The sequence below is a fragment of the Bradyrhizobium sp. CCBAU 53415 genome (assembly GCF_028128735.1).
GTDB lineage: Bacteria > Pseudomonadota > Alphaproteobacteria > Rhizobiales > Xanthobacteraceae > Bradyrhizobium.
Window position 1 is genome coordinate 79,743 of sequence record NZ_LBJF01000001.1, and the last position, 18,367, is coordinate 98,109.

An 18,367-nucleotide genomic window follows, 5' to 3' on the forward strand; every position below is an offset into this window, starting at 1 on the left:
GGATCCGCGCGGGCCAAGGTACAGTCAGCTCAAGTTCCTTGACGATTGCCATGTGTCACCGTCATCCTCAATTGCCAAGGTTGGTACTTGACTGGGCTGCGAGAGGGCTGCGTTTGGGCGCCGACGGTTAGAAGTCCATAGACTCGAAGCTGCCGCCGAGGGACCTGCACCCTTTCTTCGGCTAGGTCACCTCGTGCCGCGGCTGGCGCAAATAGCCCTGTCGCGTTTCCTCCCGATGTCATGATTGCTTCATGCACTTCTGTCGAACCAACCATCCGCCTTACAAACCTTGTCCTGACGGTTGATTTTCGCGAAATCAAAGTTGGTACGACACTTGCTGGTCGCTCCGGGGGCTCTCCCTCCGGAGATGAGCATGCAAAGTGTCCTCTGCATCAAGCAGGTCTCGCGACCACGCTTATCTCCCATTGCGCCTTTGACGTCGCCATTTTCTGCCCGTTCGATCCATTTGCGCCGGACCTGCCGGACCGCCCCGCTGAGACGCCAGGCCTTCATGCGAGGAGTATGGCTTCGGCTTCGGCTGTTCCGTGTTGCTTATCGACGCGGCCCCGACGCCGTCATAGGGCGGAGGATCAGCCAATGGTTAGCGATGGCAGTTCGCAAGATTGGGAAGAAAAATGACGCTCCTGTTGTCTTCGTCGGCAAGCAGACCGACCACGCGCAGGTCGAGTCCGGCACCGCCAAACGTATCGGCGTCGTCTATCTCACCTGTATCGCGGAGTTCAGTTGCCAGGATCTCCTCTGCTTGAGACAAAGCGAAGCGTCGTTCGGACAGGACCCCGGTTTCTCGCCATCCAATCTGAACAGAGCCGAGCCTATAGCCGCTGGTGCTGTTTGGTTGGTTTCGGCAGCTGAGTGGCCAGGGCCCTCGGACCTTTTATCACCGCCGGCATCAGCAAGGCGGTTCAGCGTTGGGTCGGCATCGATGGCACAGACCATCAACACGGATGAGGGCGCGGTGATCCCCGATTTGGCCAGTGCGTCATCGGCGAGCTCGACCGATCACTTTGCATGTGCAACGGCGCTTGGATTGCGGCGTGCCGTTCAGCTCGGACCAGGGATGGTGGAGGCATCTCGGCTGTTTGACGGGACGATCATGCCGGCACAGCCGGCCGCAAGGCAACGAATTCGGGAACGGTCTGACGCAGCGTGCGAGCGCTCAGAATTCACTAAGCACAAACCCAAGAGTTCAGGTCATGGAACGGATTGCGGCTCCGCCTGAAACAAGCGCAATCGAACACAGTGACAGTGAGCCTGATCGGCGTCCCATCATGGACCTCTTTAGCTTCACGGAATGCGCGAACCAGACGCATTCGCTCAGAGCGCTGTTCGAGCTCCTTGTAAGCCGTGCCACTGAAGAAGGGTTCAGTGAAGTCGCTTACGGCGCTCTCAATTTCGTCGAGCCGCTTCGGCTGCCGGAGTATCCACCTCCGACTGTGGCTGTGAAGTGGCCGCCAGACTGGTGCGACCGGTACTTCAAACGCAAGTACCATACTATCGATCCGGTGGTGCGGCGGACGCCGATGCATACGCGGCCTTTTTTGTGGGATCAACTCGCCGACCGCCATCAACTTCAACCAGACGAGAGACGCGTACTGGACGAGGCGAGAGAGGCGGGCCTGAAGCATGGTATGAGCGTACCATTGTTCGGTCCGTTGGGGCGGGTGTCTGTGGTGTCGTTTGCATCTCCGTCCGACGATGCTGATCCTCAGGACCGCATCGGTCATCTCAACGCGCTGGCCTGCCTTTTTCACACCGCCTCTGGCGAGATCGCTCGTTCCTCCAATAATGATTGCGACCGAAAAGTTGCACTATCGCAGCGGGAGATCAGTTGCATGCGGTGGGTGGCCGAGGGGAAATCGTCATGGGAAGTTGGGGTGATCCTGGGAATCAGCGAGAATACAGTCAATTTTCATATCAAGAATGCGATGCGAAAGTTGGGTGCGACCAGCCGGCTTCAAGCGATCGCTATAGCTATTCGCCTCGATGTTCTTTGAATTTATCAGTCGAACGGGACAAGCTCCAACTGCCAAATTTTCTTGCAGCTTCTGGCAAGTTCAGCATGGCACTTTTGGCCAAATCGCAGATAATCGAGACAAGCGATCTCAAACCTCACGCGGCCTGAGGTTGTGGAGCTCCATAACCCTCGACGACGTGTCGAATCGACTGACCTGGTCCGCCAGCGTCGGAGTCAGGCGCCGTCGTTCCATCCAGCCGGTGACCCAGACTTAGCCGAGCTCGGGCCCGGTGCTTCGGAAGTGCGGCAGAAATGCGAGGGAGAGGAGCATCTGAAGAAAGAGCCCCGACCGTCGTCGGGGCTCCCGATTCAAGCAATCGCGTGGAGATCGCTATTTGGCAAACGCCGGGCCAAACTTGTAATTGAGCCGTGCCGTGATGAGATCGACGTCCTGGTGGACGCGATCGGCGCCAAGGGCCGCTGGGAAGCTTACGTTGCTGCGCTGCATGAATAGGTGGGTATATTCGACGCCAGTTGACCAGTTCGGCGTGATGCTGACTTCGGCACCGACGCCCAGCGCGCCACCCCAACGCACATCATTGTTTTTGGCAATCTCGGTGCCAGTAGCCGCCGAGTTGATGTAATAGGTGTTGCTGGTCACGGCAGCACCGCCCTTGGCGTAAAGCAGCACAGCATTGAAGGCGTAGCCGATATGGCCGGTGAGCAGACCAAACGCATCTGTCTTGGTGCCAATGGTGGTTGCTGGGAAGGCGGTGCTGACATTGGAGCCGTTGAAGTCGGCCCAGTTGCCCTGGCCTTCGATGCCGTAGACCATATTGAAGATGTGCCAACGATAGCCAATCTGGCCGCCAATGGTGCCGCCAGCCGAATCATGGCAACCCTCGGCAGTGACGCCATTGAAATCCCAGCAATTGTGGCTCGTGCCCCAGCCGCCATTGACACCGATATAGTAGCCGGACCAATCGATAATTGGAGCTGCGACCGGCAGCGGGGGGGCCTTGATCTTGACGGGCTGCCCGGAGAGGTCCGTGCCGAATGCGGGAGCGGCCGCGCTGAGTGCGCCGATGCATGCGGTCAGAATCAGAAAATTCTTCATTCGAGTGTCGTTCCTTTCGCTACCCCCGGCGGCGTGCGTTTAACAATATGATCGCGAATTGCTGTAACTGCGGCACAACATGTGTTCGAAAGAAATGGGTCCAATCGCACGCCGCGTCAGATTGTGAAGTGCGCAACTTGCCATGCGCAGCCTCGACCGAAATGCTGCGGCCTGACAGTGATCACTTGGCGCAGGTCCTCCTTTGAATGCGATCCGTTCATGATGGCCTACGATGCGACGCAATGCCGCGACGTGTTTGGCTCCCTCTGTCGCTGACTAGCGCCAAGCCAGGCTTCGCCAACACGCCCCGTGTATGCTCGCTGTCCACGAAGTTCGGCAAATGAAGACCGCTGGTCGCGAGGACGCGTATCGGGCGCTGAGGCTCATCCCTCGGGCAGGACGGTCATGCTGCCGCTAGCGATTGTGAGCGATGCGGTGGTGATCGATCACAGGCCTCCATCGCTTTGGCTCCGGACCTAGTACAAGTGTAGTACGATGGTCCTCAATCTCTACCTCGATCGAGGGATGTCAAGAAGGCGGCTGCACTTGACGAGGCTCTTCCTTGAAGTTGCGCGAGCTCGTGTCGAGCCCATGGTCAGGAGAAAACGGTATGCCTTTTCCCGGCGCCAGCGAATGGCGGCTGTCCTGTCTCCCCGCCTTTGAGTTCCAGCTTACTGGTCTGGGTCGCCAGAAGAGCCGCACAGACAACAGCGAACGTGCTCGTCATCACCGGGCAGACATGAGCGGAGGAAGGTCTGCTCGACCACACTCTGACCTGGTTGTTTTCCTGACGCATAAAGTTCCCAAGATCCTTAGCCAAACCCATTTTGCCAGTAGAGGTGCAGGCGCCTTATTGCTCGGTCGGCGGCGCGAGTTCAGCCCGCAAATTGCGTATCGCCTCGTTTGCCAGATTCAAAGTATTCCGTTCGCCGTTCCTTATCGAACACTCAAGGAAAGTGCGCAACCGGCTATGAAGGACCGTCCTGAGATTATGCGCCAGCAACGGATCCTTCTCGACAAAGCGCCAAGCCTTATCAAATGCGACGCTCACGATAGCATCCGGCACCTGCACTTGCTCGGATAAGAACTGATCCATCTCAACACTCCTCGACGTCCTGATACAAGGCACTACCTTGCAACCGAGAGTCTGTGGCTTGTCCCAGCAAGCAAGACATCAGAGCCGCAGCCCGCTTGCTATCGAGCCGCTCTCGGCGCTTCAATGAAGTTTATAGATGTTTGTTGAAGTTCCGATGACCGTACGTCGTACTGCCGCAGTGCTCTTGTTGCTTGGTATCGGTCAATATTTGTGGGCTCTTCTTCCTGCAATCGGAAGATCGGCGCCATGCCAATGACGACTAAAGCCGAACATGATGAAAATGGACCGTTCAGCTCCTTTCGCAGTCACAAGCCCAGAAGCGTTCTAATCGCAACACTGGTTGTCATGTCGTTTTTGGAATCGTGTGCCGTGTTCCGAACGCTGCTTGTTTGCTTTCTGACATGTGTCCGCGGCCCGTCGTCCTGTTGTTCGACCCTGCGCATGGGATCCTGCTCTCCGCGCCGTTTTTGCTCCAGGTGAGTCGCCCTAGAGAAGGGCAGCGAGATGCTGCGCGCTTGCGATGCTCCTCTACGGAATTCGTTATCGTCCGGCAAAGGAATGTGGGGTGCCGTCGTTGCGGGTTTGTAGGATACAATGCCGCAACGAGCGCGAACGCATTGAGGGATCACAAGCGCCGATAGCCGTGCGATGTCTCGCACGCATGTGTTGGGTTGCGCTTCCCGGCTATCAGCCCTTGGAGTGGGCGGCAGGTCATATAAGCCACGATAGCTATCAGGTGTTTGAGGACCATCAAGCTCTAAATTAGCGACGCCACTTACCTGTTCTGACCACGTTGGGCGGAGGTCGTTACGGTCCCCTACGCCCGGGCAGAAATCAGATGCGAACTTGACTGAAGAACTCCTAGTGCCAGTGAGGCATGCTCATGCGCGAGCAGCTCGGGCAGGCGGGCATGTGTGATGTGCAGGCTTGCCCCGACGCCGGTGCGGTCAAGACGAGCCGCAGCGGCATGGTGTTGATGAACAGGCCCATCGTGCGGCGGCACCGGCGCCGCCATGCATGCGGCCGAACAGCACCGTGCCGAACACCACCCGATCACGGCCGCTGCTGCGCGTCACCACCTCCCCCACACGAGGTGGCAGAGGCTCGACAGGGTCACACCACGCCGCCGGCCTGGCCGCGCACCCCGCGGCAGCGTCCGCCGTGCCTCCGTGATCCCGCTGCCGTCGCCGCGGACCTCGCTTAAGCCGAACGGCCGGGCCAGCTCAACCATATCTGCGAGCCACGTCCGGAAGAACTCTTCATGCGCCTTTGCATCAACGCTCACGCGCGCCTCCGTCACCAGATTGCAAAAAGGGATGTGGGACTATCAGCCCCTGCTCATGTCCCTCCAGCACGGCCAAATAGCACTAGGCCTACGGAGATGCGGCCAGCCATGTTTTAGGCTGGCGTTCCGCCGAGAGCGGACCGAACTCGATGGCCTGGCGCTCGAACAGACTGCGATAGATGCCGCCGGGTTGCACGATCAGTGCCGGATGCGAGCCCTGCTCGACGATCTTGCCGCGATCGAACACCAGGATGCGGTCGAGGCCGCGCACCGTCGACAGGCGGTGCGCGATTACGATCGAGGTGCGGTCCTTCATCAGCCGTTCCATCGCCTCTTGGATCAGCGCTTCCGATTCCGAATCCAGGCTCGACGTCGCCTCGTCCAGGATCAACACTGGCGCATCTGCAAGGAACGCGCGCGCCAGCGCAACGCGCTGCCGCTCGCCGCCCGACAGATTTACGCCGCGCTCACCCACCAGTGTGCCGTAGCCTTTCGGCGATCGTATGATGAAGTCATGCGCATTGGCGAGCCTCGCCGCCTGCTTGATCGCCGACATGCTGGCGCCGGGTCGGCCATAGGCGATGTTTTCAGCCAGCGAGCGGTGAAACAGGATCGGCTCCTGCTCCACGATTGCGATCTGGCTGCGCAGCGACTGCTGCGTGGCTTTCGCAATGTCCTGGCCGTCGATCAGGATCCGGCCGCCGGAGACGTCGTAGAGCCGCTGAAGCAGCTTGACGAACGTGGTTTTGCCGGAGCCGGAGCGGCCGACCAGACCGATCCGCTCGCCGGCGCGGATGTTGATCGACAGTCCGTCGTAGAGCGGCACGCGATCGCCGTCATACAGGAAGGTGACGTCCTCGAACGTGATCGTCCCGCCGTGAATGTCGATCGGTTTGGCGTCGGGGGCATCGACAATGCCGATCGGCTCGCCATAGATGGTAACCAGTTCCTCCATGTCGTTCACTGAGCGCTGCAGATTGTTGATGTGCATCCCGACGTCGCGCAAATAGGCGTGGATGATGTAATAGCTTGTCAACACATAGGTGACATCGCCCGGGGAGGTGCGTCCTGCTATCCACAGCAGGATGGCGCCGCCGATCACCGAAGCACGAAAGCACAAGAGCATCACGAGCTGCACCGTGCTCGTGCCGTTGGACCGTAGCCAGGTGCGCTGCACACTCGCCCGCCAGCGCCTGACGACACCGTCAAGCCGCGCATCCTCACGCATCTCAGCACCGAAGGATTTCACCACACTATTGCAAGTGAGCGCGTCCGCTAGCGTGCCGCTGACTTTGCTGTCCCAAGCGTTGGAGACGCGCGCCGCCGGCGCGATGTAGCCGATCGTGAATGCCGTCGTCATGGCGACATAGATCACTGCGCCGAGGCCGAACACGGCGCCGAGCTCGGGCCAATGCAGGCCGAGCAGGATCGTCGAGCCCACGAGCACCGCGAGCGAGGGCAACAATGCCATCAGGATCGTATGATTGAGCAGGTCGAGCGCCCACATGCCGCGGGTGATCTTGCGCACGGTCGAGCCGGCGAACGAGTTAGCGTGCCAGTCGGTTGAGAAGCGCTGCACGCGCATGAAGGCCCCACGGGCCACATCCGACATGGTCGTCAGCGTGAACGGCACGATCGCCTGCAACCCCGTAAACCGCAATATAATCGAGAGCAGACCAAGCGCAAGGATACCAGCGAACGCAATCAGTGCCGCATGTCGCGCCGCTTGGTCGGAGGGAACCGACGTCAATGCATCCACTAGACGCCCGGAATAGACCGGCATGAACAGGTCGGCGACCGTCGCCCCTAAGAAGCCGACGAGGATAATCGTGGCACGGACTGGCTGCTTCAGCCAGTGCTCCAACGCAAACGGGAGAACCAAGCCGATTGCGGCGGGTCGTTTGTCATCTTGACTGGTCATGGCGCTATGGGTTTGTGGCACACGCGGTGTAAAAACCGTTCGATCCAGACCCGATGTGCCCAATGCTTGGCGCGCCGTCCGAAGGATGCGATAAATGCCCGGAGTCTGGGGGCTGCGGCCGAGCTCTTCTACCCATTTCACCCACTCTTCGCGTAAGCGCTTAGCTGAAGCGCCTCACGCTTTGCGAGCTCCTCGGGCTGAGAGCATCGATCTGAGACATCAGCCAGCCTTGCGCGACCCGAGCTTGTGTGAGCCAGGTAGGCGGGATCGGCGTCACTCATCTTTGCCGTCTGCAGAAGCGTGGGGATGTCCACCTAGCTCCGGCCTCGGCCATGGCTGTACGCAAAGTTGCATTTTGATGAAGGAAGTGTTCAGCATATGGCCGCCATAGACTTTGCGTTATCGGATCGCGGCGCGACTCCACCTGGAAGATCACCTCCGCGTCGATCCGGATGGAGGTCATAGCAACATCCGAACCTCCAACGTGCCACAAACGATCCATCGCCGTGCTCGCTGATCGCTAATTGCCGACGGCCCACCGGATAAATGGACGAATTGACCAGTGAGCAGCTCAGATCGTTACCCTTTTTCATCTTCGCTCCTCCGTTGCTTGCGCTTTGGTACTTTGCGAGACTCCGGGTTGCGGAGTCGCACAAAGCGACCCATAGCAAGCCTTCTGACCCTTGTAGTTGGCCAGCGTTTGGACCAATACCGACACAACGTGCTGTTTCAGTGTGTCCGGCATAGGTGCGGGGTCGTCCAGCGACTTCAGCGTCACCTCGATCAACTCGATCGCGCGATCCTTGTTGCCGCTCTCGTAATAGTACTGAGCGACCGCCGGATAGGACAGGAACTTAGGGGCCTGGCCATTTACTGCCAGAATGTGTTCGGATAACTCATAGCCCATCGCAAAGCGCTCGGCCTGCGGCAAATGAGAGTTGTCATTCGCCGGATCAAAGAGTTGGCGCATCGCCCCGGCCATCCACAGCGCGGATTTTTTGTTGATCGCGTCACGAACCAATTGGCGCATAACCGGCAGGCCGGCCTGCAAGTCATGCATTTTGTGAAGTAACAGATCCGCATGGAGCACGCGGAAGTGCACGTCATCCGGCAGAACAGCAACGGCCTCTTCGACCACCGAAAGCGCCTTCGCCCAATCCTGCGCCTTCATCGCCGGCGTCAGTTTGGCGAAGATCGGCATTGTGCGTTCGCCCTTGGCGATCCGCTCTGCATCGGCGGCTTTCGCTTCATCGCTGATGCGCCAGCTGCCTGTCAGAATCTTCGGCAAAACGTCTTCGAGTTGCGTCGGGGAACCGATAAAGGCGATGTGGCCATCACGATCGACGACGAACGAGGTCGGAATCCCAACAGAAAAGCTGGAATCCATCCAAAGCTTGTCCATTTCGCGTGTGTAGTCGAACCCGACCCGATAGTTGAGATTCGGCAACTTTTCGGTCAACCATGCGTCCAACTTGCTTCGGGCCTCTTCCGCTGTTTGAGCGCGCTCACGAGCTGCTATTCCGAGGACCTCAACTCCGCTATCTCTGTATTTCTCTTGCAGCTGTGCCAGATCGGACAGCGCCGCCACACACGGTGCGCACCAAGTTGCCCAAAATTCGACGATGTACACTTTCCCGGGCTGGAAGCTCGTGAGGGGCTGACCACGCAGCCAGTTCTCCACTTTGATCGGGGGAGCTGGGGATTCTAAGCCCAGCGCCATGTTACTCTCCAAAGTTATTGTCAGAGGCTGCGCGACGTTTTGTGCTAGCTGATTTCCGATCGCGACCGCGACCGAGAGGGGTGGTGCCTTGGTGTAGACGGGCTGCCGAGCGAGATCCGTAGCGAATGTCGGTGTCCCAGCGCTAAGCGCGACGACACAAAAAGTCACAAGGAACACGCTCGTCCTCTCACAAGCGGGCCACATCGGTTCAAGGAAGGAGGGCATCGCTCGACTCGCGTCTGGGTGCGCTCAGCACTTTCAGTACTGCTGCACCTTAGTAGCAACGTCCGTGCCAGCATCGTCTGCGCGCATTAAGTGCCTAATTGCGCATGAATAGCTCAACGGAAGTTCACGGCGACCAGTGTTTTGAACCCGACGGGCTTTGTGCCGCTGTCGGAATTTGTACAGGAATTGCGCGCTTCGCGCCGCCAGAAAACTGATTTGGTGTTGTGAGCCGCCGAACGGAAACTTGGTAATCCCTGTCCCCTAAATTAGCTGGATCGAATGTAACCGTGTCATCTCCGGCGCGAGCTGGTCTAATAGGGCGCGCCTGTTTTCGAACGTGGTGGCGAGCAGTTGCGATATGGAAAAGCCAGCGGAAGCGGCGCGCTTACGGGTCGGTGAGCCATAGACCCCAAGCCTTCGATCCCTGGTGCGTACGGCCGTAGCACGGCTGTCAGCCCAGCGATAAAAATAAGCGCGCCGGCAACCGCCAGGAAAAGCCAAACGGAAACTCATTCCGCTGCTGCACGTGCCAGAATTAGCTTGGCGATCTTCATTTGGTTGGCGGGAGTTCGCAGCACTTCCGGTAATGCCGCCACTGCCTGGTCGAGAAGGCGTCCCAAAACCTGAAGGTCTTCTGGGTGGTAAACGCCACGGTCTCGCGACAGTCGCGCCGTTCGCCGGTCGCTGGCGCAGCTTACGGTTCTCGTATCGCCGAGCCGGCCGAGCTCTAGTTCCGCCGTAATCATTTGGTTTGTGAGTGCGTTAAGCACTCGGATCGCTTCGAACTCGTTGCCTTCTTCGCGTATGAGGGCGGCCACGATGTCGAGTTGCAGGTCGATGCGATCTTCGAGGTCCTGTATGCGTGAATTGGAAGGGTCAAGTTCCACGGTGTTGCTCCAGAGCAGTTAAATGCAGGGCAGGCTGAGTAACGGTTGTGTCGTGCTTCCCTGTTCGCGAGACGGCAGACGCGGCCCTAGAACGAATGGCTGCTGCTCCAGGCAAGGGCGCACGCGCGGTCGCCGAAGACAGAGGGGCAGGCGTGTGCCGCATAAGGACTGCAAAGACGCAATCGATGCTATAGAGCGCTGCGAACAGCGTTGTAGATGGCTTGTCATTTGATTGGACCGTCGAGACGGTACAGCGCATGGGGCAATGGCAGTGACTCCAGCCAGCGGGGGGACGCCGCTGATGACCGCAAGTCGAGAAGCGGACGCCCGAACAGCTGCGAGATTTCTTGCCGCGTGGCATGGTGATCCGGACGTAACCAAAGGGCTGGCCAGGCAGAGCGCGATACAGAGCGCTTGGCGCTGGATGAAGATGTTGCTGAAGATGCGCCGTTAGCTGGTCCAGTACTGGACTCCTCATCCCGCCACACAATGATGTTCCGCTCCATGCCAGGCGATTCAGAACCAACATCCGCTACATACGTCTGCGGTTTCTCTTTGCGGTTGTTGACTGGAGAGGCCTGGCACGCTGAACGTGCGGATGGGCGCCTGGAAGCTGCGCGCGCTGAGATCCAAGATCGTCAGATCGCGCACGGCCACCGCTCGTTCCGATGGTGATGTAAGGACTGCTGACAAGGCATAACCGCGTCTGGATATTGTCGAAGAGCGGCGGCGCATAGAATGACATGGGGTGGCGTCAGTCTGTAGGAAGCGCATATGGGCGCCGCCCGCCGACGAAGACTGAGCACGCGAGCAGAGTGAGAATCCAAGATCACAGGGCCTAGGGGCTGGGTAAGATCGCGAGGCTGGTCTCATCACACGGATCGACATCACTGCCTCGTCCTGGCTGGAGGATATGTGTCTTGCACTTAGGGTAGTCAGATAGTTGACTGCACTGCTTTGTTGGCAGGCCGCCGCAGCGGCGGATTGGCGACGCTGCCCGCTCGGTCAAGGCGACAAGTCCATCCCGCACCGGTACAGAGGGGAGTTCGCCTGCCCGAATTCTATGCAGCGCACGCATTTGCCCTGGCCAAGCAGTGTCCGTGGCAGCCGATCTTCCTGGACGCCTTTGGCATGATAGGAAAGGGGGAGGCGACAGCGCGATAGATTGCGCGCCAGACGTTGCGATTGGCCATCCGACCGCATTTGCGCCGCACGTGCGTCGAACTCAAAGATTGAGGGGGGGCGTTGGCGATGCAGCCGCGAGGAGCTTGAATTGGCCTGCGACCATGCTGCAAGCAAAAAGGATCCATTGTCACACAGCATTCGTGAAATGTGCTTTCCGGAAACCGGCAATCGACTTATGAGGTATTTGGCTAAAGTTGGTAAAATCGAAAGTATTGATGGCATGCATCCAGTTCGTGGATAGCGCACGCGAGTAATCTCATCACCTACACCGAAAGCGGGTTAGTTTGTTTTTCCCGCCGGCTTGGTTCAGTGAGCTTAAGGCTTTCGGCGAGCCTACCGATTCGTTGATGACCAGCCAGATTGAGAAGACAAAAGCTCGCGGTCAGGGTGGCGAATACCTTTGACTTCAGAGAAGGCCATGGAACCTCGACGGCGACTATACACCAGCTCCGGCCCCCCCGCAGATGCAGGATGATCCTGAGCAATCGCGGGCCTTCATTGAAAAGGCCCCCGAGATCGAAGGGGACGAAGAGCGTTCGGCTGGCGATGAGTTGATGAAGCGGTTGGCAAAGACTCACAAGCAGAAGGCTGACGATCGCCGTCGCGCCCAGGGCAAACGACAACCAAAATCGCAACCAGCTTCGGACAATCTCAGTGCGCCGGTCTCCTTGCCGAGCGTATGATTCCCCAATGTAGATATTAGCCATCAAAGCTATCCAGAATTTCAGCTTTGATTGCGGCTGCCGTGTACAGAGAAATCTCCAGCGGAAGGTTTCCGAATGCAAGCTGGCAAAGCAAGTAGTTGGCACCTGCCTCTTCCATCTGGTGAAGAAGAAGCTGTCGGACGGAAGTTGGTGTTCCAACGACGCACAATTCGCTCTCAAGTGCTGCATCGAAGGTCAGCGGAAGGGCGGGCGGCGTCGGAATGGCATTCAGCTCGTAAAGAAACTTGAAGCTCTCCAGCCATCGTCCATAGGCAGTTTTGGCCGCCGCATGAGCGTCCTGGTCAGACTTCGCAATCACGACCATGCGGGCCAGCCCGAGAAATGGCTCGCGGCCGTGTGCCGTTGTATTGTTGACTCGATGGGAGCGGTAGGCATCCGTAACTTTTCGGACAACAGAGGCGGGGCCTATGCACGCCAGATTGGCGCCATTTGCAGCGGCCCACTGCGCCGACTCGGCCCGATTGCTTGCGATCCAGGTCGGCGGATATGGACGTTGATGAGGCCTCAAGGTTAAGGGTATTTCGCTCAGCTCAAAGTGGTGTCCCTGATAGGATAGCGTATGTCCCTCCAGTGCAATATTCAGGATTTCGGCGGCTTCAGTATAACGACCTGGTGCGGTTTCTGCACTGATGCCGAAATAGCCCCATTCTATCGGCTGGGAGCCGCGGCCGATCCCGAGCTCGAGCCTGCCGCCGCTCAACTGGTCAAGCATGCAGATCTCTTCGAATGCGCGCAATGGATGATAAAGGTTGAGCAACAGGACGAGCGGACCCAAGCGCAATTGCCGGGTGCGCTGCGCGAGGCTTGATAGAAACAGGTTCGGCGAGGGCCCTCTGCCATGAGGTGTGCAGTGGTGTTCGGCCACGTGATAAGCGTAGAAACCGAGAGAATCACAGACCTCCGCGAGCTTGAGACGATCTTCATATTGTCGAGCGGCATCTCGGCCGTCGTCATCCAAATGGTCGAAAATGCCGCACGTTAGTCTTGAAGGAAGGCCACTCTTCACTCGATCAATCTCCGATTATGGGCCAGGTGGCGAGTCCTGGTTATTTCATGCCGTCGCGCTCAAAGAGGTGTCGTTCCTCATTCGACGGCTTGGGGCGTTTCCTCGTTGGGTGCTTGGATCTGAGCTTGCACGTGTGATAGGGTCACGAGAATGCGCAGATTGCGGTGCGGCCGTTACTTTGGAAAAAGGTGGCGAAGCGCGCTACACCGAGCATGTGCTCGACCAGAAGCGTCGTTAGCTTCGCCTTCTCCTCTTGCTAGGCGTGTCCCAACGCTCGGCCGCAGAACCGTCCATGCCGCCGGACCTAGCACAATTGTAGATGGCCGCTTCAGGGGTCCTGTGCCTGCGAGCCGGATCAGCCCAGCACGGCTACTATTTGTCTATGATCGGACGCAGCGTCTCCTTCAGGTCGACATCGGATAGCTCTCCGAGGGCTGCAGCGAACGCGACGAACGCTACGAAAGCTGCAAGTATAAGAGAGCTTGCGAGTATCGCTGCTCCAACGTTCTGAGGGCATTTCATCATCCGTGTGACTTTGGTTTTGGGGAGGCGGCGTTGACGCCAATCAGTTCTGCTCGACAGTTTCAACACGGCCGTCGCGCCAGCGGTAAACCAGAAAACCAGGAACCGCATTGTCTCCCTTTGTATCGAAACGGACTGGCCCAATCACGGTATCGATCGCCCGTGAACGCAGTGCGCTAGCGACGCGAGCAGCATTGAGGGAGCCGCTCCGGTTCACCGCCTCTGCCCATGCTTGCACGGCGGCATAGGCGTAAAGCGTGTAGCCTTCAGCGGACAGGTTGGAAGCTTTGAGTCCGGCTACCACGCCGGCCGCATTGGCATTCCCGGCGGGGTCCGGCATGAAGGTGAACAACGTGCCATTTCCAGCGCTGGTGGTAATGGCCCAGAATTCAGAGGTCATCAACGGATCGTTCGCCATGACGATGAGGCCCGCTCCTGCTTCTGATGCCTGGCGTACAAACAAGCCGATTTCGGTATGATAGCCGCCGATATAGATGACGCGCACTCCATCCTTCTTCATTCTTGAGACCAGCGCTCTGAAATCCTTTTCGCCGGCGACGTAGCTTTGCCGAATGACTCGTTCACCGAACCTATGAAGCTGTGCCTCAACCACGTCGGCGATACCCTTGCCTGCGGTGCTCTTGTCGTCGAGCACTGCGATCCTGTCGTTAGGGTAGTTCCTGTGAATGTACTCAGCGGCAGCGGTGCCCTGTTGGTCGTCGCGGCCGCAGATCCGAAAGACGGTCTGAAGGCCTCGTTCTGTTAGCTGAGGATTTGTCGAGCCAGGGGAGACCTGAACGATGCCTGCTTCGGCATAGATGTCGGAGGCCGGGATCGACGAAGAGGAACAAAAATGGCCAATGACCATCCGGACCCGCTCTGTTGTGAGCTTGTTCGCGACTGCGACAGCTTGCTTCGGGTCGCAGGCGTCGTCGGCGACACTCAAAATCACTCTGGTATCGGGAAGTAGTCCCGAAGCGTTCAACGCCTCGACCGCCGCAGCCGCACCATCGCGCATTTGCAAGCCGAACGCAGCGCTGCTTCCGCTCATTGGGCCAGCCACGGCAATATTGACCTCGGAGCCGCGCGCAGCCGAGGCGAGGGCGCAGAAGAGAAGCGCTGCACTCGCAGCAGAAGCGTAACGCCCATTTAACATTATAGAGCTCCCAATGCTCACCTGAAGTGAAACGCCAGCAGCTGAGATCAAGCGTGCCTGCAGGTCGAGGCCGCCGGTCAAGCGAAGCGTGCGTTAGATCGGCCAGATTGCGACCACGGTGGAGCCTACAATTTGACGTTACGTGCGGTTCAAGCCCCGTTTGAAGGGAGTCTCGATCAAGGCGTCAAAGAGCGCGGATCGGCGAGGTCATGACGATTGTCCGGTTGAGTCCATAAAGCTGTCGGCCCGCATCAGAGCCGCCGATCAACCAAGCGTCATTGCGTTTTCAGCCTGCCAAGGCCGATCGGCAATCCTGCGCGGAGCCGGCCATGAGGACGTCAGTACGGCTGATCCTCCAACCCGCCAAGGGCGAGATGGAGATATTGCATGAGGCAGGGATCCCAACCAGCCAGACTACGGGGGGCGCTTAATCGTGCAAGTACCTTCAGGATCATGGAAACGCGTGAATCAGCGCCGGCGATTTCGCGGATCAGCTGGCGTGCTGCAACTGCGACAGCCTTTGCCCGCTCGCCGCAAGGGGGCTCGCTCCGATCCATACAATCACGCAGGTCGTCGCGGATCCGCCGCCACCGCTCCTCGCGATCTGCAGCTAGCTTGCAGGTGCATCGGGATGTCTGACTACGCGTCTCGACCTGCGACATGGCATTCAGGGTGGCAGGCAGCTCATCCACACTTACCTGGATCTCACTGTCGATGGTCATGTTGCGCAGACGATCTCGCAACCGAGTTGTTCGCGCGACTTGAAGTTCTATCCGCTCTAGATGTTTGCGCAGCAGGTCGGTGAGTGAGGTCGTGCCCTCCATAGCTTTACGGATCTCGACAAGGGAGAAGCCAAGCTCACGTAGCGCCAGAATCTGGTGAACCCGTTGAACGCTTTCGCGGTCGTACATCCGGTGACCGCCGTCAGTACGCTCTGAGGCTGCTAGGAGCCCCCTGTGTTCATAATGATGCAGCGTGCGTACCGTTACTCCGGTCGCCTCTGCAAGTTCGCCAATGCGCCATCGACGCCTTCGTGGTGTAGCTTTGCTCATGTTGCTCAATTTCAAAGCCTAAGCCTACAACCTGACGTCACGTGTGATTCAAGCTATTTCAAAGCTCTAGCTGGATCGTCTTTCATTGCAGCGCGAGAGTGGTGACTATCCTCAGAATGGCGGGGGATCAACCCTGAGGGGAAATGGTGATTAAAAAGTTCGTCAGGCATGCCAGTTGAGCCTCGCCAGCCGCTGTACGCTCCAAGATGAGTTTGGCGATTGCTGTGCGATTTTCCGGATTTCGCATCGATGGGGGTAGCGCGGCGACCGCACTATCATAAAGGCTTCCCAGGACGGAAAGCTCTTCCGGATCGAACACGCCGCTGCATTGCTCCAACGTTCAGCTCCTTGTTTGGCATTGCGTCATGGCAGCGCACGTCGTCAAGACGTTTGGCTGCGATAGGGCCAAAAGAAGTCAGACCCGCGGCGCGGAGCGACGAAGATGCGATGTACTCCCGGGTGATGCGACAGGGCAACACGCGTGCGCAATGCTTGCTTCGACAGAGCAAGAGGGAACCACGCTCACTGGGCAGTGGTGCGACTCCGAAGAAGTCGAATCGTCTGGCGCTCATCGGGAGCCACTACTGATTCGGAGAGGTGACGACGACACAGCCCCGTGTCGATCCTGCTGTATCGAGGCAGGTGCGCCCGGCGGCAGGGTTGCGACGCACGTTCCTGTCTCTAAGACCAAGCCGCCGCTCGCACGTCGAGCCTAATGCCAACGTGCGAAAGAGCTACACAACGTCGTCGTGATAGCCGTCCGCTGCGGCGATCTTTATCCAGCGACAATGAGTTCGAGCGAGGCGAGCCTAAACTGTGTGCGTTGAGTGCGATTTAGGTTCGCAGACTTTGCGAACGTCCTTACGACAACGGCGAGACAGATCGTGCGAAATCTCCGGCAGTGTCCGCTCGTTCCGAAGTGCAGATGATGGAGGGCTCTTGTGCAGTTGCCATGCGGGTAGCCTCCTGCAACAATATCTCTCGCATCCAGAGGCTTTCTGGGTCGCTGTTGTGAAGCACGGGCCATTGGACCGCCTCGGTGAAGACGGGGAATGGCTGCGGAAGCTCGGCAATCCGAAGGGGCATCGTTCTTTGGAAATGCTCTACGAGCCTTAATGGCATCGTTCCTATGCGGTTCGTGCCTACCAGCAGGGGCGGGATCATGCTGAAGCTCTGTACGAGAATGTCGATGCGCCGATTGAGGCCGAGATCGAGTAAAAAGGACTCCTCGACCGGGATCTTGCGCGCACCTCCGAGTTTAACCGCAACGTGGCCCATCGACATATACCGATCCAATGTAAGCCGTCGTCGTAGTTGGCTGTTCGTGCAGCAGCCTACGCAGACGAGTCTTTCCTCGAACAGGGCCGACCTGGGGTGCGCACCGGACATGAACAATTCCGGCAAGATAATAAAATCGACTTCGCCGCGGCGGAGAAGTTCATCGTGCTCATCGGTGAGCGCCACCAGTTCGAAGCTGACGGCGGGTGCTTCTCGCGCGACGCGCTCCACGACATTGCGAAAGAATACGACCGTTATAAAATCAGAAAGGCCGATCTTGAATCGCCGGTTCGATCGAGCTGGGTCGAACGCGTCCCGCGCGATAATTGAGAGCTCAATGTGCGTCAGAGCCTCGCGCACAGGAGCTGCGAGCCCTTCCGCGCGTGAGGTCGGGACAAGTTCCCGCCCCCTCATCCCAAACAGCTCATCACGGAAATAGGAGCGCAGCCGCGCAACGGCTGCGCTCATGGCCGGCTGACTAAGGTTAATCTTGCGTGCCGCCGAAGTGAGGTTGCGCTCAGTCATCAGAGCATCCAGCGCGACGAGAAGATTTAGATCCAAACCTTTGAAACGCATGTCTTCTTATCCAGCACAAACCATCCTTGCGGTGCATACAACGAGCGGCGACGGCTGCGTCTGGAGCGGTCTTATTGCGTCGCCCGAATGGACATCGGTTCCACCGTGCGATCGCGAGAAGACGCTCGCGAGATGATCGCAAGACTGGCGAGCAAGGCGGCAGGCAGACCACCAGCGGCCGAAAAACCGTCAGGAGTCCTGAAGCGGATCGGTCTCGCCGCTTTCGGCGAGCCACGCAACAGGACCCGGTCAGTTCGTTAATGGCAGATCAACTACAGTGTCCGGCCAGCGCCGTGAGTTCGCCAAAGCGCCCCGTCGACGGGATGCGTAGCGCAGCGTTAGTCGCGCCGGCCAAGCTACAACCTGACGCAGTGTGGGGTTCAAGCGATTTTATTGGGCAAGCCAAATATTCTTGTACTGGAAGAAGCGTGCGCGATATTGCCGAGCGTCACCTGTTTGCAGTGCAAGCGCATCAAACCACACCTGCGAGATCACCACGCTCACCACCCGGCAAGTCTTCGCAACCGACCGCCGCTTCCCTGCGGCCTCTAGCAGCTTCGCCCCCGAAGACGTTGAAATGATAAAGGGGCCGAGCACAGCGAAGGACTTAATAGCGTATTTGGAATGTGGGGAGCGGCTTA

13 protein-coding genes are annotated in these 18,367 nt (G+C 58.5%); 3 read left to right on the forward strand and 10 right to left on the reverse strand.

The window, feature by feature from the left end:
• Positions 1 to 373: 373 nt before the first annotated feature.
• Together XH87_RS00300 and XH87_RS00305 are read left to right on the forward strand one after the other, a co-directional pair.
• Entirely contained in the window at positions 374 to 1,240 is an 867-nt protein-coding gene (locus XH87_RS00300) for a hypothetical protein (protein WP_271585719.1), read from the forward strand.
• A 49-nt stretch (positions 1,241 to 1,289) separates the two neighbouring features.
• Complete coding sequence (locus XH87_RS00305) at positions 1,290 to 2,015, forward strand: LuxR family transcriptional regulator (RefSeq protein ID WP_271586558.1); 726 nt, start codon at positions 1,290 to 1,292, stop codon at positions 2,013 to 2,015.
• Between the two features lie 351 nt (positions 2,016 to 2,366).
• Here the strand turns inward: XH87_RS00305 and XH87_RS00310 are convergent, their stop codons facing one another.
• From XH87_RS00310 to XH87_RS00330, 5 genes are all read right to left on the reverse strand, one after another.
• Positions 2,367 to 3,092 carry an outer membrane protein gene (locus XH87_RS00310; RefSeq protein ID WP_271585720.1) on the reverse strand — a complete coding sequence of 242 codons (726 nt, stop codon included), beginning with the start codon at positions 3,090 to 3,092 and terminating at the stop codon, positions 2,367 to 2,369.
• 850 nt (positions 3,093 to 3,942) lie between these two features.
• Positions 3,943 to 4,188, reverse strand: coding sequence for a hypothetical protein (locus XH87_RS00315; RefSeq protein ID WP_271585721.1), 246 nt, complete (start codon positions 4,186 to 4,188; stop codon positions 3,943 to 3,945).
• A 1,373-nt stretch (positions 4,189 to 5,561) separates the two neighbouring features.
• Complete coding sequence (locus XH87_RS00320; RefSeq protein ID WP_271585722.1) at positions 5,562 to 7,394, reverse strand: ABC transporter ATP-binding protein; 1,833 nt, start codon at positions 7,392 to 7,394, stop codon at positions 5,562 to 5,564.
• Between the two features lie 589 nt (positions 7,395 to 7,983).
• Entirely contained in the window at positions 7,984 to 9,114 is a 1,131-nt protein-coding gene (locus XH87_RS00325; protein WP_271585723.1) for a TlpA disulfide reductase family protein, read from the reverse strand.
• A gap of 734 nt (positions 9,115 to 9,848) precedes the next feature.
• Positions 9,849 to 10,226, reverse strand: a complete 378-nt coding sequence (locus XH87_RS00330) for a NolY (RefSeq protein WP_271585724.1) — start codon at positions 10,224 to 10,226, stop codon at positions 9,849 to 9,851.
• A 1,649-nt stretch (positions 10,227 to 11,875) separates the two neighbouring features.
• On the opposite strand from XH87_RS00330, the gene XH87_RS00335 reads away from it, so the two are divergent.
• Entirely contained in the window at positions 11,876 to 12,094 is a 219-nt protein-coding gene (locus tag XH87_RS00335) for a hypothetical protein (RefSeq protein ID WP_271585725.1), read from the forward strand.
• 16 nt (positions 12,095 to 12,110) lie between these two features.
• On the opposite strand, the gene XH87_RS00340 is transcribed toward XH87_RS00335, so the two are convergent.
• The 5 genes from XH87_RS00340 to nodD2 all read right to left on the reverse strand — a co-directional run bounded on the left by XH87_RS00340 (position 12,111) and on the right by nodD2 (position 17,726).
• Positions 12,111 to 13,142 (reverse strand): LLM class flavin-dependent oxidoreductase, encoded by a 1,032-nt coding sequence (locus XH87_RS00340; protein WP_271585726.1) that lies wholly within the window; start codon positions 13,140 to 13,142, stop codon positions 12,111 to 12,113.
• A 565-nt stretch (positions 13,143 to 13,707) separates the two neighbouring features.
• On the reverse strand, positions 13,708 to 14,820 hold the full coding sequence (locus tag XH87_RS00345; RefSeq protein WP_271585727.1) for a branched-chain amino acid ABC transporter substrate-binding protein: 1,113 nt from the start codon (positions 14,818 to 14,820) through the stop codon (positions 13,708 to 13,710).
• A 338-nt stretch (positions 14,821 to 15,158) separates the two neighbouring features.
• Positions 15,159 to 15,872 (reverse strand): MerR family transcriptional regulator, encoded by a 714-nt coding sequence (locus XH87_RS00350; protein WP_271585728.1) that lies wholly within the window; start codon positions 15,870 to 15,872, stop codon positions 15,159 to 15,161.
• A gap of 127 nt (positions 15,873 to 15,999) precedes the next feature.
• Entirely contained in the window at positions 16,000 to 16,209 is a 210-nt protein-coding gene (locus XH87_RS00355) for a hypothetical protein (protein ID WP_271585729.1), read from the reverse strand.
• A gap of 524 nt (positions 16,210 to 16,733) precedes the next feature.
• The gene (gene nodD2 / locus XH87_RS00360) at positions 16,734 to 17,726 is read right to left on the reverse strand and encodes a transcriptional regulator NodD2 (protein WP_271585730.1); all 993 of its coding nucleotides are present in this window, start codon (positions 17,724 to 17,726) and stop codon (positions 16,734 to 16,736) included.
• Positions 17,727 to 18,367 lie beyond the last annotated feature (641 nt).